The 14725-nt window shown below is 38.8% G+C and carries 13 protein-coding genes; 4 read left to right on the plus strand and 9 right to left on the minus strand.

The features are described 5' to 3' along the window. Positions 1 to 103: 103 nt before the first annotated feature. Positions 104 to 1081, plus strand: a complete 978-nt coding sequence (gene epmA, locus QQS39_RS02450) for an elongation factor P--(R)-beta-lysine ligase (RefSeq protein ID WP_023583702.1) — start codon at positions 104 to 106, stop codon at positions 1079 to 1081. A 43-nt stretch (positions 1082 to 1124) separates the two neighbouring features. On the opposite strand, the gene QQS39_RS02455 is transcribed toward epmA, so the two are convergent. The 6 genes from QQS39_RS02455 to glpT form a co-directional block, all read right to left on the minus strand. After that, positions 1125 to 1538: a hypothetical protein gene (locus tag QQS39_RS02455; RefSeq protein WP_285805319.1), complete on the minus strand. Its 414-nt coding sequence runs from the start codon at positions 1536 to 1538 to the stop codon at positions 1125 to 1127. Then, a complete protein-coding gene (locus QQS39_RS02460) occupies positions 1535 to 2077 on the minus strand; it encodes a LemA family protein (RefSeq protein ID WP_285805320.1) in 543 nt (180 codons plus the stop codon). The genes QQS39_RS02455 and QQS39_RS02460 overlap by 4 nt, the downstream gene beginning before the upstream one ends. Before the next feature lie 5 nt (positions 2078 to 2082). Then, positions 2083 to 3156, minus strand: a complete 1074-nt coding sequence (locus QQS39_RS02465; RefSeq protein WP_285805321.1) for a hypothetical protein — start codon at positions 3154 to 3156, stop codon at positions 2083 to 2085. A 36-nt stretch (positions 3157 to 3192) separates the two neighbouring features. Further along, positions 3193 to 3750: a LemA family protein gene (locus QQS39_RS02470; protein WP_196736101.1), complete on the minus strand. Its 558-nt coding sequence runs from the start codon at positions 3748 to 3750 to the stop codon at positions 3193 to 3195. Positions 3751 to 3982: 232 nt separating this feature from the next. Then, positions 3983 to 5062, minus strand: a complete 1080-nt coding sequence (gene glpQ, locus QQS39_RS02475) for a glycerophosphodiester phosphodiesterase (protein ID WP_151434138.1) — start codon at positions 5060 to 5062, stop codon at positions 3983 to 3985. 135 nt (positions 5063 to 5197) lie between these two features. Further along, on the minus strand, positions 5198 to 6550 hold the full coding sequence (gene glpT, locus QQS39_RS02480) for a glycerol-3-phosphate transporter (RefSeq protein ID WP_285805322.1): 1353 nt from the start codon (positions 6548 to 6550) through the stop codon (positions 5198 to 5200). A gap of 380 nt (positions 6551 to 6930) precedes the next feature. Between glpT and glpA the strand changes: the two genes are divergently transcribed. The 3 genes from glpA to glpC are packed head-to-tail and all read left to right on the plus strand — an operon-like array spanning position 6931 to position 11076. After that, positions 6931 to 8589 (plus strand): anaerobic glycerol-3-phosphate dehydrogenase subunit A, encoded by a 1659-nt coding sequence (glpA, locus tag QQS39_RS02485; RefSeq protein ID WP_285805323.1) that lies wholly within the window; start codon positions 6931 to 6933, stop codon positions 8587 to 8589. Further along, a complete protein-coding gene (gene glpB / locus QQS39_RS02490; RefSeq protein ID WP_285805324.1) occupies positions 8579 to 9886 on the plus strand; it encodes a glycerol-3-phosphate dehydrogenase subunit GlpB in 1308 nt (435 codons plus the stop codon). Before glpA ends, glpB begins: the two co-directional genes overlap by 11 nt. Further along, positions 9883 to 11076 (plus strand): anaerobic glycerol-3-phosphate dehydrogenase subunit GlpC, encoded by a 1194-nt coding sequence (gene glpC / locus QQS39_RS02495; RefSeq protein ID WP_151434141.1) that lies wholly within the window; start codon positions 9883 to 9885, stop codon positions 11074 to 11076. Before glpB ends, glpC begins: the two co-directional genes overlap by 4 nt. Positions 11077 to 11256: 180 nt before the next feature. Here glpC and QQS39_RS02500 read toward each other — a convergent pair whose 3' ends face one another. The 3 genes from QQS39_RS02500 to QQS39_RS02510 form a co-directional block, all read right to left on the minus strand. After that, positions 11257 to 12402 (minus strand): phosphoenolpyruvate-utilizing N-terminal domain-containing protein, encoded by a 1146-nt coding sequence (locus QQS39_RS02500; protein WP_285805325.1) that lies wholly within the window; start codon positions 12400 to 12402, stop codon positions 11257 to 11259. Positions 12403 to 12460: 58 nt separating this feature from the next. Continuing rightward, on the minus strand, positions 12461 to 13564 hold the full coding sequence (locus QQS39_RS02505; RefSeq protein ID WP_151434143.1) for a glycerol dehydrogenase: 1104 nt from the start codon (positions 13562 to 13564) through the stop codon (positions 12461 to 12463). Between the two features lie 364 nt (positions 13565 to 13928). Continuing rightward, a complete protein-coding gene (locus QQS39_RS02510; protein WP_151434144.1) occupies positions 13929 to 14603 on the minus strand; it encodes a 7-cyano-7-deazaguanine/7-aminomethyl-7-deazaguanine transporter in 675 nt (224 codons plus the stop codon). Between the last annotated feature and the right edge of the window lie 122 nt (positions 14604 to 14725).

Consider the following 14725-nt stretch of genomic DNA (forward strand, 5'->3'; position numbering starts at 1 on the left):
TGAAAAAATATAAAATGAAACCCCTCTTTATTAGGAGAAATTTGTCTGTTGAAGAGGATGCGAGTAAACTGCACGCTTTGTTTTCTGTTGGAGTTTTTCGTTCATGAGTGAAATCGCGGATTGGCAGCCAAGCGCCTCAATCGCCAACTTATTAAAAAAGGCGAAAATAGTCAGTAATATTAGGCGTTTTTTCACTGATCGTGGCGTGTTAGAAGTTGAAACACCGATGATGAGTCAGGCTACCGTTACCGATGTTCATCTTTACCCATTTGAAACTCAATTTGTGGGGCCTGGGGCTTCTCAAGGGCTAAAACTTTATTTGATGACAAGCCCTGAATACCACATGAAGCGTTTATTAGCTGCAAACAGTGGACCGATTTATCAAATGGGGCGTTGCTTCCGTAATGAGGAAGCCGGTAGATATCATAATCCGGAATTTACGATGCTAGAGTGGTATCGCCCTTGTTTTGATATGTACCGGTTGATGAATGAAGTCGATGATCTACTGCAAGAAGTATTAGATTGTGAAGCATCAGAGTCACTCTCTTATCAACAAGCATTTTTGCGTTATCTCGATATTGACCCTTTATCTGTCGATAAAGAAAAATTGCGTGAAGTGGCAGCAAAACTGGATCTATCAAATATTGCAGATACTGAAGAAGATAAAGATACGTTACTTCAGTTGCTATTTGTTTCTGGGGTTGAACCGCATATCGGTTTAGAAAAGCCAACCTTTATCTATCATTTCCCTGCGTCACAAGCTTCATTAGCTGAAATAAGCTCTGAAGATCATCGTGTCGCAGAGCGTTTTGAAGTCTATTTTAAAGGTGTTGAGTTAGCGAACGGATTTCGTGAACTGACGGATGCACAAGAACAACGTCATCGCTTTGAACGTGATAATCGTCAGCGAGTAGCTATGGGATTGCCAGAACAGCCTATTGATGAGCGTTTTTTAGCTGCGCTTGAAGCAGGGTTACCAGAGTGTTCTGGCGTTGCTTTAGGGGTTGATCGCCTTATTATGCTGGCACTGGGTGTTGAACGCCTTAGTGATGTTATTGCATTCCCTGTTTACAGGGCATAAATGCGATATCGATAATGCTAAAAAAGAGAGCTTAGGCTCTCTTTTATTTTTTGGATTTTCGGCTTTTTCTGCGTTTTTCTTCTGCTTCAAGGGCTTTTTCTTGAAACTTCGCAAACTTATTTCCTGTTACGTCTTTTATATAGCGATAATTAATAAACCAAAACGTAATACACGAAAATAAAATAACCCACCAAATTAAGAGTAGCTTTAATGCAGAATTAACACCCAGCATTAAATTAAAGCTAATTAAGACCATTAAGCTGACAAATATCGAGCTAAATAATCCTCCTGCAATCTGCGGCATATATTTTTTTAAAGGTGTGATACTGATTAATGGCAAAATAATGGCCATAGAGAACAGCACGCCAAATGTGGCAAACATAATAATCGAAATAGACTCATTAAAGCTGAGAAACCAATCCGTTATACCAAAAAAAGAAAAGGGAATTTCTATCATGATATTGCCTCCCTACTAGGGCAAAAAAGAGGGATATCTTTAAATTTAAAAATAAACGTAAACACGATATTAGGAAAAATACGTATTTCAGTATTATAGAGAGTCACGGATTGATTGAAGAATTCTCGCCTGTCAGCAATGCATTCTTCTAATTCTTTCGCTTGAATTTGTAATAGATGTAAGTTTTTCCCACTGATAAGCTCAGGGTACTTTTCAGCAATAATGAGTGATTTTTGTATTTGTGGTAATAGCTGATTCGCTAAATTAACTTTTTTATCTAATATATCAGCATGTAAATAGCGCTCTCTATTTTCAGCTAATTGTTCAAATAAAGCTTTCTCATGATCCATTGCTTTTTGTGTGATAACGATCAGCATGGGGATCAAGTCGGCTTGTTTTTTTAATAAAACATCAATATTTGCAAAGGCTTTATAGCAATTATTTTTTAGCATCACCATGTTGTTATAAATCATCACTAATTGGCGTATTAAAAAATAAACCAAGGTGAGAATAAAAATGATGAAAATAAGCCATTCCATATTAATTACCGAGGAAGAGAAGTGCTATTAAAATAAAGCGTTAAAATGCCGTTTTGATAATCCATTGGTATTACTAGAATGGAAAAGATAACAAAAAGAGCAATGATAACGATGATAGTCGCATTACGACGTAAAGGACGCGCTTTGTTCCAACTAACAATATAATCTTGTGGCGATAAACCCAGTAGGTAATGAGGCGCTTTGCGTGTGATAACCACTTCGCCATTGATAGACTCTGCATCACCAATTAATAAATATGTGGTGTCTTTGTCTAAAATGTACTCTTTAAAACGTTTATTGTTGGACTCAAAATCTTGGTGAGGTTTGATACCAAAGTGTATAAAGGGAGTATCAGCAGCGAGAACTTGAATTGACCCAGTATCGTCTGTCATCGTGAAATTATTGATTTTTTTTTCGCAAAACGTTTGGTGATAGCTTTTTTTACCTTCTTTGTCTGTGGATACATTATATTCATAATAGAAGTAGCCATAACACTCTTTTTTACCTAATCGACTATTTAAGCTTTTCCCAGCCGTTATTTTGCCTTCAATTTCAACCAGCCCAATAGCCAAAGAGCGGATCTTAGATGTGGCTAGAATTTTTTGAAAGCGTAAAAAACGTTTTTCAGGCGTTCTTTTGACAATTTGGTAAACGAACATTAAAACGAAACTTAAAAAGAACAATCTTTGGTCAATAAACAAGCTGAAGCTTAAACTCAGTAATAAAAGGCTAATAAATACTGTGTTGATAAGTGCTGAAAATTTAGAGGTTCCTTCATTTTGTAATTGATGATAATTTTTTATCGCTTTCTCACCAATATTCGCAATATGGGTTGAAATACCGTATGCAAACAGCAAAATAACAGCGAATGCAATGCAAGAGATAAGAGTAGCAACAGAGTTTTCACCACTAGGATAAAGGTGAGTTTCTCGTGAAAAAAATAGATAGTTTCCAGCAGAAAACGCGATCCCTAAAAAGGGAATAATGCTCAAGCTGTTCTTCTTTTTTTGAGGGCGTTTGCTGCGTAAAAAATAGATTAATGCGCCCACAGCACAGCCGATAAAAAAATAAATTAACACTGCAATTTATCCTTAATGCGGTAATTTAACTGGCTATTATTTAAAATGAATTCCTTCAAATTTTATTTCTTCTTTTGGTATTTCTAGTAATTGCATACGTTCAAAGCGGAAAAGACCAGCAATTAAGCTATCAGGAAACATCTCTATTGCGGTATTGTAGTTAGTTGTTGCATCATTAAAGCCTTCACGACGTTGAGCAATTTTATTTTCTACATCACTAACCGCAGTTTGAAGTAGTGCCAATTGTTCGCCTGAAATTAACGTCGGATAATTTTCAGCAAGGGCAATCATGCCTCGCAGTGCTGTATTCATCTCATTTGTTGCGCTGATTTTTTCGTTAATATTTTGTGCTTTAAAATAACGTTGTCTTGCGTCACTTAAGGCAATAAATACACTTTTTTCGTGCTCCATCGCTTTTTCAGCTATCGCCATTAATTGAGGAATTTGGTCAGCTCTTTGTTTTAAAATAACGTCAATATTCGCAAACTGATTACTGACTTGATTGCGTGTTGCAATAAGACGGTTGTAAATGGAAATTCCCCAACCAATAAAAAGAACGATAAGAACAAGTAAAATAATAGCCATTATTGTCATCGTGATCCCTTCCTCTAAATATTTAATAAATAATGATAGCTAAATCAAAAAGTGATTATGGTTTTTAATTAAATTATGAGAATAAGTTAGAGAAAGATGAAGGAATATACAATCAGAAAGGGCGCAAATATCTAGGATACTCGTCATACTTCAAGTTGCAGCGTTGTTGACTATATTCATTTGTCACCTAGCTGCACCTTGAATTATTTAAGCGTAAATAAAAAACGATGAGTTATTTAGCTTGTTTTTGTAAGAATTTAACGCCTAAATCAGGGAAGTCAGTAAAGACACCCTCAGCGCCCGCTTGGTTATAAATGATGTCGTAAAGTTGATCACCATCTTTTGCGTATTTAGGCAGTTTATCAACACGAACAGTAAATGGATGAATGGTTAGTTTATTAGCATGAGCATCAGCAGCCATTCCCGTTAAGGTGATTTTTTCTGGCGTTGAATCGGCCTCTACTAACATATGGTAGTCAGGGCCAATAGCATCAGCATAAGTTGCAATTTCTTTCATTGCACCGGGCTTGAACATCCACTCATAGCTGTAGTTTGTCCATGTACCATCAGGCTGTTTCTCATATGTCTCATTCCAGTCGGTATAGGCAATTAACTGCACAAGTTTTAGATCCATGCCCATTTTTGGCATCAATTCTGTTTTAATGCGTTTTAGATCGTTAGCATCGAATGATTGTAGATAAACATTGTCGGTTTTTTTCGTATAACCGTACTGTTTAAGTACTTCCAGTACTTTGGTGGTAATGTCTTTACCTTCTTGTTCATGGAACCAAGGTGCTTTAATTTCAGGGTAAATGCCAATATCTTGGCCGGTTGATTTGTTTAAACCTTGGATAAATTCAATTTCTTCTTGGAAAGTATGTACACGGAAATCCGATTTACCCATAGGGAAACGGTTTGGGTAACTTTGGACTTTTTTACCGTCAACAATGTCGAAACCTTCAGTAAATTTCAGCCCTTTAATTTCTTCAAGCGTAAAGTCGATAGCGTAATAACGACCATCTTTTCTTGCTCTATTAGGATAACGATCAGCCACATCTGTTACGCGATCAAGATAGTGGTCATGTAAAACAACTAATTCGTTGTCTTTGGTCATCACTAAGTCTTGTTCGAGATAATCTGCGCCTTGGGCATAAGCTAATGCTTTGGCAGGAAGCGTATGTTCAGGCAAATAACCACTTGCACCACGGTGAGCAATAACGACCTTATCACTTGCCGCTTGTGCGATTGCACTTAAAGATAGAGTTAAAAGAACGCCTGCAACTAACGGTTTTATTCTAAAAGATGTACTCATAAAGCTGCTCCATTTTAATTCTACGTACAACAAAGTTATGTACAGTTGGCAATAAAAAAGCCACATCAAAACAGTTGATGTGGCTTGGTTTTTAGAGATGAGATTTAACTAATTTCATAAATAATCAGTTAGCGATTATTCGTACTTCTGAAGCATTTCACGTTTGTGTTTGGTTTCAGTAACCATCACGATAAGTAATAACACAACAGATAGCGCACTACCGCCGATCATGACCATAAAGCCGCCATCCCAACCGAAGTAGTCAACTGTGTAACCTACGATAGCACTCGCTGCAACAGAACCACCTAAGTAACCGAATAGACCGGTAAAGCCTGCTGCTGTACCTGCTGCTTTTTTCGGTGCAAGCTCTAGCGCATGCAGACCAATCAACATAACAGGACCGTAGATTAAGAAACCGATGATTAACATACACGCCATATCAACATTCGGGTTACCCGCTGGGTTCATCCAGAATACGATAGTTGCGATAGTTACTAAGGTCATGAAGAACACGCCTGTTGCACCACGGTTACCTCTGAATACTTTATCCGACATCCAACCACACAGCAGTGTGCCTGGGATACCAGCGTATTCATATAAGAAGTAAGCCCATGATGATTTATCCATTGCGAAGTCTTTTACTTCACGCAGATAAGTCGGTGACCAGTCCAGTACGCCATAACGCAGTAAGTAAACAAACACGTTAGCAATCGCAATCATCCACAGAAGTTTGTTAGGGAACACATACTTCATAAAGATTTCTTTTGCAGTCAGCTCTTGCTCGTCAGTTTCTTTATAATCAGGTGGATAGTCGTTTTTGTATTCTTCAATTGGTGGAAGACCACAAGATTGTGGTGTATCACGCATTAATGCGAATGCAATCATAGCAACTAAGATTGCCGCAAATGCTGGCATATATAACGCTGCTTTCCAGTCGTTAAACCATGCCATACCTAATAAGAACAGTAATGGAGGTAAGCCACCACCAACGTTATGCGCACAGTTCCAGATAGAAACGATCCCGCCACGTTCTTTTTGTGACCACCAGTGTACCATTGTACGTCCACAAGGAGGCCAACCCATACCTTGGAACCAACCACAAAGGAACAACAGAACGAACATTATCATAATGCTCGAAGTTGCCCATGGTACAAAGCCCATAAATAGCATCACTAAAGCGGCTAAAATAAGACCTGCTGGTAAGAAATAACGAGGGTTAGCACGGTCAGAGAATGAGCCCATGATAAACTTAGAGAAACCGTAAGCAATCGAGATCCCTGATAAAGCAAAACCTAGGTCACCTTTAGAGAACCCTTCTTCTACAAGATAAGGCATTGCTAGTGCAAAGTTTTTTCTTACTAAATAATAAGCAGCGTAACCGAAGAAAATCCCCATAAAGATCTGCCAGCGCAGACGACGATAGACAGGATCTATCTGCTCTTTTGGCAAACGCGCTTTATGTGGCGCAGGTCTAAACAGACTTAACATATTAGCCTCCGATGGCTTTTATTTTAATATGTTGATATTAAATAATGACAAAACGAACAGTGAAGTTATCAAAAAATTTTCTTTAACGAACTTAATAGTAAACTTATACAATCAAATTTACTGTGAGGTATTACTCAGTTGTCGAATAATTTTTCAAGATGTGCAATTTTGAGTGATATGTTAACTTTATCAAATAGTTTTTGTTAAATAATTTGTGATTAGTATCACACTTGTGGTTTTAATTTTTCACTCGTGAGCGTTTCTCTTTCGTTTTTGCTCATTATCAAACATTAACCACATTTTTTGTGTATCTTATACACTATAATTAACGCTAAAGAATAATTAAGCGTTTGCTGAATGTAATGTGAGAGGGCATCTCTATGATGAGCGGTTCACCAGTGACAGAAACAGATGTCATTATTATTGGCGGGGGAGCAACCGGTGCAGGCATGGCAAGAGACTGTGCACGCCGTGGATTACGTTGCATCCTGCTAGAAAGACATGATATTGCAACCGGTGCAACCGGTCGAAATCATGGATTGTTACACAGTGGTGCGCGTTATGCAGTAACAGACCCTGAGTCAGCGCGTGAGTGTATTGAAGAAAACATGATTTTAAAACGGGTCGCTCGTCATTGTGTTGAAAAAACGGATGGCCTTTTTATTACCCTTCCTGAAGATTCTTTAGAGTTTCAACAGACTTTTATTCAATCTTGCCAAGCCGCAGGTATTGATGCTCAAGCGATTTCACCCGAAGAAGCCATTCGCTTAGAGCCATCTGTTAACCCGAATTTAATCGGTGCGGTTAAAGTGCCAGATGGTACTGTCGATCCTTTCCGTTTAACTGCCGCAAATATGTTAGATGCCCGCGAACATGGTGCCCAAGTACTGACTTATCATGAAGTCGTGGGGCTTGTTCGTGAAGGCGACCGCGTTAAAGGTGTGAAAGTTTACGATCACCAAGCGAAAAAACTGTATGAAATTCGCGCGCAAATAGTGGCAAATGCAGGGGGAATTTGGGGACAAAAAATCGCTGAATATGGCGAGCTAAAAGTTCGTATGTTCCCAGCCAAAGGTGCGTTGCTGATTTTGGGTCATCGCATTAACAATATGGTGATTAACCGCTGTCGTAAACCTGCGGATGCCGATATTTTAGTGCCTGGCGATACCATTTCATTGATTGGTACAACATCAACACGCGTACCTTACGATGAAATCGACAATATGTATGTCACCCCAGAAGAAGTCGATATTCTCATTCGTGAAGGTTCAATGTTAGCGCCAAAATTGGCTCAAACTCGCATTTTACGTGCTTATGCTGGTGTGCGTCCTTTAGTTGCAAGTGATGATGATCCATCAGGTCGTAATGTTAGCCGTGGTATTGTTTTACTCGACCATGCGCAACGTGATGGATTAGAAGGCTTTATTACCATTACGGGCGGTAAATTAATGACTTACCGTTTAATGGCTGAATGGGCAACAGATAAAATCTGCGAAAAATTAAATGTCTCTGCTAAATGTACAACCGCAGAAGAAGCCTTACCTGGCTCTCGCCAATCTGCAGAGCAAGCATTACGTAGTGTTGTTTCATTGCCTGCGCCAATTCGTGGTTCTGCAGTTTATCGTCACGGTGATTTGGCGAATAAATTATTGAGTAATGAACGCAGTGATAAGAGTTTAGTCTGTGAATGTGAAGCTGTTACCGCAGGGGAAGTTCGCTATGCGGTTAACTCTTTAACCGTCAATAACTTACTTGATTTACGTCGCCGTACTCGTGTGGGGATGGGAACATGCCAAGGTGAGCTTTGTGCTTGTCGTGCTGCGGGTTTATTAAACCGTTTACAAGTCACGACTCCTCATGAATCAGAACAACAGCTTGCCCATTTCTTAAATGAGCGTTGGAAAGGTATTCGACCAATTGCTTGGGGTAATGCGTTGCGTGAGAGTGAATTTACCAGTTGGGTTTATCAAGGTTTATGTGGTTTAGATGCTGATATGATTGAAAAAACAGCTTCAGCGGAGGCAGATAATGAAATTTGACGTCATCATTATAGGTAGCGGGCTTGCAGGTTTAACCGCAGGTATTCGTCTTGCTGAAGCCGGTAAGTCTTGCGCAATTATCAGTAATGGTCAGAGCGCACTACATTTTTCATCAGGTTCGCTAGATCTATTAACTCATCTTCCTGATGGTTCATTAGTGACTCAACCTAAAAAAGCGTTAGCCGCATTGGCTGAACTTGCCCCGAAACATCCTTATAGCCGTATGGGTGAAATTCAGGTTTCAACCTTAATTGAACAGGCTCAAGCATTATTATCAAGTACGAAAGGTCTTGAATATCAAGGCAATGGTGATGAAAACCATTATCGTATTACACCCGTTGGACGTTCACGTATGAGTTGGATGAGTCCAAAACGTGTGCCAACTCATGGTGTTGATCAAGGGTTGCCATGGAAAAAGCTGGCTGTTGTTGGCATTGAAGGCTTCTTAGATTTTCAGCCACAATTTGCAAGTAATACGCTGAATGAGCAAGGTGTTGAGGCTATTCCTTATCATATTCACTTACCGCTATTAGACAGATTGCGTGATAATCCAAGTGAATTTAGAGCCGTTAATATTGCGCGTTATTTAGATAAGCCTGAAAACACTAAAGCGTTAGCGGAAGAGCTGAAAAAGCATATCGATGATAGTGTTGAAGCAATTATTTTACCTGCATGTATTGGGCTGGATGCTGAAGAGCCGGTGACGCTACTTCAACAACTTGTAGGTAAACCTATCTGTTTATTACCGACATTGCCACCATCACTATTGGGTATTCGTTTACATCAAGCATTAAAACTGCGTTTCCAAAAAGCGGGCGGTTTAATCATGCCGGGTGATCGTGCAGAACAAGTTGATTTAGTGGGGAGTAAAGTTACAGGTATTCATACTCGAAACCATACTGACATTCCTATTCGTAGTGAACATGTTGTATTGGCAACGGGCAGTTTCTTCAATAATGGGTTAATTGCAGAGTTTGATCGTGTCTATGAACCTTTGATGGAACTTGATTTGATAGAGACATTACCACGCAATGAGTGGACACAAGTCAATGTCTTTGCAAAACAGCCTTATATGCGATTTGGTGTTGATACAGATAGCCAATTAAGACCGATGAAATATGGCGAAGTCTTAGAGAATGTTTACGCTGTAGGCGCTGTATTAGGTGGGTTTGACCCTCTTAATGAAGGTTGTGGTGCCGGTGTTTCAATGATCAGCGCACTTTATGCAGCGCAACAAATTTTACAGCGCAATAAATCAGAACAGACCACATCTGCGGTTGTGGAGGCAGCACAATGAGTTTACATGATAACAGTTTTGAAGCGTGCATTAAGTGTACTGTTTGTACAACTTATTGCCCTGTTGCAAAAGTGAATCCACTTTATCCGGGTCCTAAACAAGCGGGTCCTGATGGTGAGCGTTTACGTCTAAAAGATCCAATGCTTTATGATGAAGCATTGAAATATTGCACCAATTGTAAGCGTTGTGAAGTTGCTTGTCCGTCAGATGTGAAGATTGGTGACATCATTTCGCGCGCGAAACTGAACTACAATACAAAAACACCAAAACTTCGTGATGCTATTTTAAGTCATACGGATCTAATGGGGTCATTATCAACGCCAATGGCGCCGATAGTAAATACCATTACAGGATTAAAACCTGTACGCAAGATCTTGGATAAAGCACTTAAAATCGACCATCGTCGCGAATTACCAAAATACTCTTTTGGTACATTTAGAACATGGATGAAAAAACAAGTTGAAGAGCAGGCGCGTTTTAAAGATCAAGTTGCCTTCTTCCATGGTTGTTACGCTAACTATAACCACCCACAATTAGGTAAAGATTTAGTTAAAGTATTCAACAAAATGGAGATTGGTGTTCAGTTATTAAAACGTGAAAAATGCTGTGGTGTTGCATTAATTGCGAATGGTTTTGTTAAACAAGCTAAAAAACAAGCCGCGGTAAACCTTGAATCTCTGACAGAAAAAATTGTTGAAAACAATATTCCTGTCGTTGCAACATCATCAACCTGTACTTTCACTATTCGTGATGAGTATGAACATATCCTTGATGTTGATACATCCAAAGTACGTGAAAATATTGAATTAGCGACACGTTATATTTATCGTTTATTAGAAGAAGGTCGTGAATTACCACTGAAACACACTCCGTTAAAAGTGGCATATCACACACCTTGTCATATGGAAAAAATGGGATGGACTGCGTATTCCATTGATTTAATTAAGCGTATCCCAGGTGTTGAGGTTATTGTTTTAGATTCTCAATGCTGTGGTATTGCCGGAACTTACGGTTTTAAATCTGAAAACTACGATGTTGCTCAAGGCATTGGTGCGGGTTTATTCCGCCAAATTGAAGAGAGCGGCTGTGATTTGGTAATTACAGACTGTGAAACCTGTAAATGGCAAATTGAGATGTCAACGACGAAAAAATGTGAACACCCCATTAGTTTATTGGCAAGAGCATTATAAGTATTGCCTATTAGATAATAAAAAAGTAATTGATTACTAAGATAACAAGCAGCTAGGGAATAAAAGAGGATCTTTTATTCCCTTTTTTTATTTTTAGTAAAACAGATGTGAAATATAAAAGAATAAGGAAATTAAATAACCTGATACAGGGAAATTCAGGTCATTTAAATATGCTTATTTTTAATGTGAAATATAGGTGTTTTGATAAAGCCAAATATTCTGGACTTTTTTTAGCGTTATATTTTGTCCGTCAGTCAGCGAGAGCGCTTGATTTCCCGCTTCATTAATAATTGGAATATCTAGTGCATTCGCTAATACGGTTGTATTAGACAGAGGATTACCGTGACTTAATAAAATTCCTTTGATCTTATTGGTATCAAGGGTCATTAATGTGGAGGGATGAAGCTGTTTTGTTACCAGAATTGCGTTTGTATAAGGAGGATGCGTGATTGGCGGAGGCGCAGAAGTTAAATAGCGCAGTAATCGAGATAAAATATCATCTAAATCACTTTCACGAGCGCGCATATTATCATCATCCATTTGCGCATAAGTATCTATTAAATCAATAAATGTCTGCTGTAAGGCAAATTCCGCATTACAGTGATGTTTGCTTATCATGCTACATACAGTCAGTTGTAATTCGGTATTTTCTAATAAGAAACGGTGACTAGAAAAAATATGGGCATATTGTTCTCCAATCTTGCGGTACGCTTCTTCGGTTAACCAGTCTATATCCTTTTTGGATCGCTCAATGGCTTTTACGAGACGTTTTTGCTCTTCAAGTAATAAGTGAGAGGATATTTTTTTACGCGAGATCACAAAACGATGATAAGGGTATAGCCAAACAGGTGCGGTGATAATTCTGACAGGTTCGTAATTTGTGTTTTTAGGATGAAGATTTAAATTAGGCAGATTTTCGCCTAATTGCAGTTTTTTAATTGTAATGGTTTTATGCGCTGCTTTTTCAGCTTCTTCAAGTGAAGCACCTAACGCAATACTATTGGCGGCAGCCAAGGTGCCTTCAACAATCGGCGCTGAACTTAACGCGACGTTAGTGGCAACGTCATGCTCAAGATTAGCGATAGCGAGTGCCGCATTTTGTGCTGAATGATAAGTATCGAGTAAAACGAGTACACCTTGTTTGCTGTAACACTTTTTAATTGCTGTGAGTATAGTTTCTGGTGACACTTCATTAGCAAGATCAGAAGGTGTTTGATAATTGGTTGCAATGACAATTTTTACTTGGCGATCTACAGTCTGATTAACAAGCTCTTTAATACCATTGGCGAGCGTAAGACTTTTTGAAACTAATACGATACTGACCATAAATCACCTTTTTTGTAAATGCAAACAGGGAGATAAACACTCCCTGTTTACTCAGGCTTTAATAAAGCCATTCCCGTCCTAATTGATCGGCAGTTAAAATAGCGGCATAAACCTTATCGGAATCAACATCAAATGGCATGTTGTAAATTGTCTCGCCCTCAGCACAACTTAACTCAGCAACTGCCATGATTTTTTCATTTAATTCATCGCCTGTTGCATTGATCCCCAGCTCTTCTAAAGTGACTGGCAGCCCGACTAAAATACAGAAATCAAGGAACTCTTCTAACTCTTCTAATGGACTGTTTTCTAACACTAATTGGACTAATGTACCAAAGGCGACTTTTTCACCATGGTACATATTGTGACACTCTTCTAATGCCGTAAATCCATTATGAATGGCATGAGCTGCCGCAAGCCCCGCGCTTTCAAAACCGATACCACTTAAGAAGGTATTAGCTTCGATAATATTTTCTACCGCAGTGGTACAAACACCTCGGCTTACTGCGAGTTTTGCTTTATAGCCATCTTCTAAAAGGGTGTTATAGCAAAGTTCAGCCAGAGCTAGGGCTGCTAGTGTTGATTTACCCCCTGCCATGGTCTGTTTTTGAGCATGACTACAGGCTCTTGCTTCGAAGTAAGTTGCTAAAGCATCCCCCATTCCTGCCACTAATAAACGAGCTGGTGCAGACGCGATGATATTTGTGTCCATCACGACAACATCAGGGTTTGTTGGGTAGAAAAGGTAGCTATCAAATGCGCCTAATTCTGTATAAATCACAGAAAGTGCGCTTGTTGGCGCATCAGTAGAAGCAATTGTTGGGGAGATGACGACAGGAAGCTGGCATTTATAAGCAACTGCTTTGGCAGTATCAAGTGTTTTACCACCACCAACGCCGATGATCACAAGGGAGGCTTGTGCTTTTGCAAGTTCAGATAACCGATTGATTTCGTTGTGTGTGCATTCACCATTAAACAGTTCAAAGTGCCCATTCACTTCATATTGAGACATACTGTCTTTGACAGTACTGCCGACGAGATCCATAACAAATTTATCAGCAATAATCAGCGCTCTATCGCCAAAAGGTTTTGCGTATTTACCAATATGGTATAACGCATCTGGCCCTTGAATATATTTAGCGGGGGATTGAATAACTTTTAACATAATAGACTCCTACTATTCGCAAAAGAGAGTAAAAAATCCTTATGGTGGGGCTTGTCATCCCAATTGACAGAGAATTCTATGGAGATGAACTTAAATACATTAACAGTTTAATAGATGAATAAAATATTTCATTGTAAATAATTAATCATTTTTATATTAGCATGCAAAAAATATCACAATAATGATATTTAAGTAATATTCTGTACGTTGTTTGACTAATCATGCTAATTAATTACTATAAGAAATATTTACATAAAATAATAAATTATTTCATTTAGAATAAAGCTTCATAAAATTGACTTATGAAGCTTTATTATTTGAATTATGACATTTATACCATTATTTTTTTGCGAGGTGAGACAGATTATGAGCGAATTTCAGCATAATCTTGTTTTTCATTTTCTTGTGCGAAAAAGTGACGCAAAATAAAATTCAGCAAAACACCATATGCAGGCAAGAAGAACAGCATACAAATGGTCAATTTAAACACGTAGTCAACCAATGCAATTTCAACCCAATTCTCCGCCATAAATGCGTCAGTACTACGATAAAATGCAATAAAGAAGAAGGCGAGAGTATCGAGTAAATTCCCAAAGAACATCGCTGCACTTGGTGCTACCCACCATTTTTGTTGTTGTCTTAAACGGTTAAAGACAGACACATCCATGATTTGACCTAACACATAAGCCATAAAGCTTGCTGTCGCAATTCTTGCCACCATGATATTAAAATCAGCTAATGAGGCAAAACCTTGCCAACTTCCTTGGAAAAAGAGCGTTGAGATCAGGTAAGAAATCGCTAATGCAGGGATCATGACGGCAGTAATAATGCGTCGAGCCAAAGGCGCACCATAAATACGAACCGTTAAGTCTGTTGCCAGAAAAATAAACGGAAAAGTAAAGGCACCCCAAGTGGTATGGAAACCAAAAATGGAAATAGGCAATTGCACAAGATAGTTACTAGAAGTAATTATCAGGATATGGAACAAAGAAAGCCATAACAGCGCCACCGCTTTTTGGCGGGGAGTAAACGTATACATAAATTGTACCTTTTTAGTGATTGGGGTGAGGGAACCCAATAAAACAGTGATTTCTCTCTTAAATGAGAGGATGCGCATAATACGCCTGTTGCGCAACAAAAGCAAAGGTTAGCAGGTATACC

This window comes from Proteus appendicitidis (assembly GCF_030271835.1).
In the GTDB taxonomy this organism is placed as follows: Bacteria; Pseudomonadota; Gammaproteobacteria; order Enterobacterales; family Enterobacteriaceae; genus Proteus; species Proteus appendicitidis.

Excerpts from the sequence above, each read along its gene's own strand:
- glpT (WP_285805322.1), bottom strand. The coding sequence starts at position 6,550 with ATGTTAAGTCTGTTTAGACCTGCGCCACATAAAGCGCGTTTGCCAAAA.
- QQS39_RS02455 (WP_285805319.1), bottom strand. The coding sequence starts at position 1,538 with ATGATAGAAATTCCCTTTTCTTTTTTTGGTATAACGGATTGGTTTCTC.
- glpC (WP_151434141.1), top strand. The coding sequence starts at position 9,883 with ATGAGTTTACATGATAACAGTTTTGAAGCGTGCATTAAGTGTACTGTT.
- QQS39_RS02500 (WP_285805325.1), bottom strand. The coding sequence starts at position 12,402 with ATGGTCAGTATCGTATTAGTTTCAAAAAGTCTTACGCTCGCCAATGGT.
- epmA (WP_023583702.1), top strand. The coding sequence starts at position 104 with ATGAGTGAAATCGCGGATTGGCAGCCAAGCGCCTCAATCGCCAACTTA.
- glpB (WP_285805324.1), top strand. The coding sequence starts at position 8,579 with ATGAAATTTGACGTCATCATTATAGGTAGCGGGCTTGCAGGTTTAACC.
- QQS39_RS02460 (WP_285805320.1), bottom strand. The coding sequence starts at position 2,077 with ATGGAATGGCTTATTTTCATCATTTTTATTCTCACCTTGGTTTATTTT.
- glpQ (WP_151434138.1), bottom strand. The coding sequence starts at position 5,062 with ATGAGTACATCTTTTAGAATAAAACCGTTAGTTGCAGGCGTTCTTTTA.
- QQS39_RS02470 (WP_196736101.1), bottom strand. The coding sequence starts at position 3,750 with ATGACAATAATGGCTATTATTTTACTTGTTCTTATCGTTCTTTTTATT.
- QQS39_RS02510 (WP_151434144.1), bottom strand. The coding sequence starts at position 14,603 with ATGTATACGTTTACTCCCCGCCAAAAAGCGGTGGCGCTGTTATGGCTT.
- QQS39_RS02505 (WP_151434143.1), bottom strand. The coding sequence starts at position 13,564 with ATGTTAAAAGTTATTCAATCCCCCGCTAAATATATTCAAGGGCCAGAT.
- glpA (WP_285805323.1), top strand. The coding sequence starts at position 6,931 with ATGATGAGCGGTTCACCAGTGACAGAAACAGATGTCATTATTATTGGC.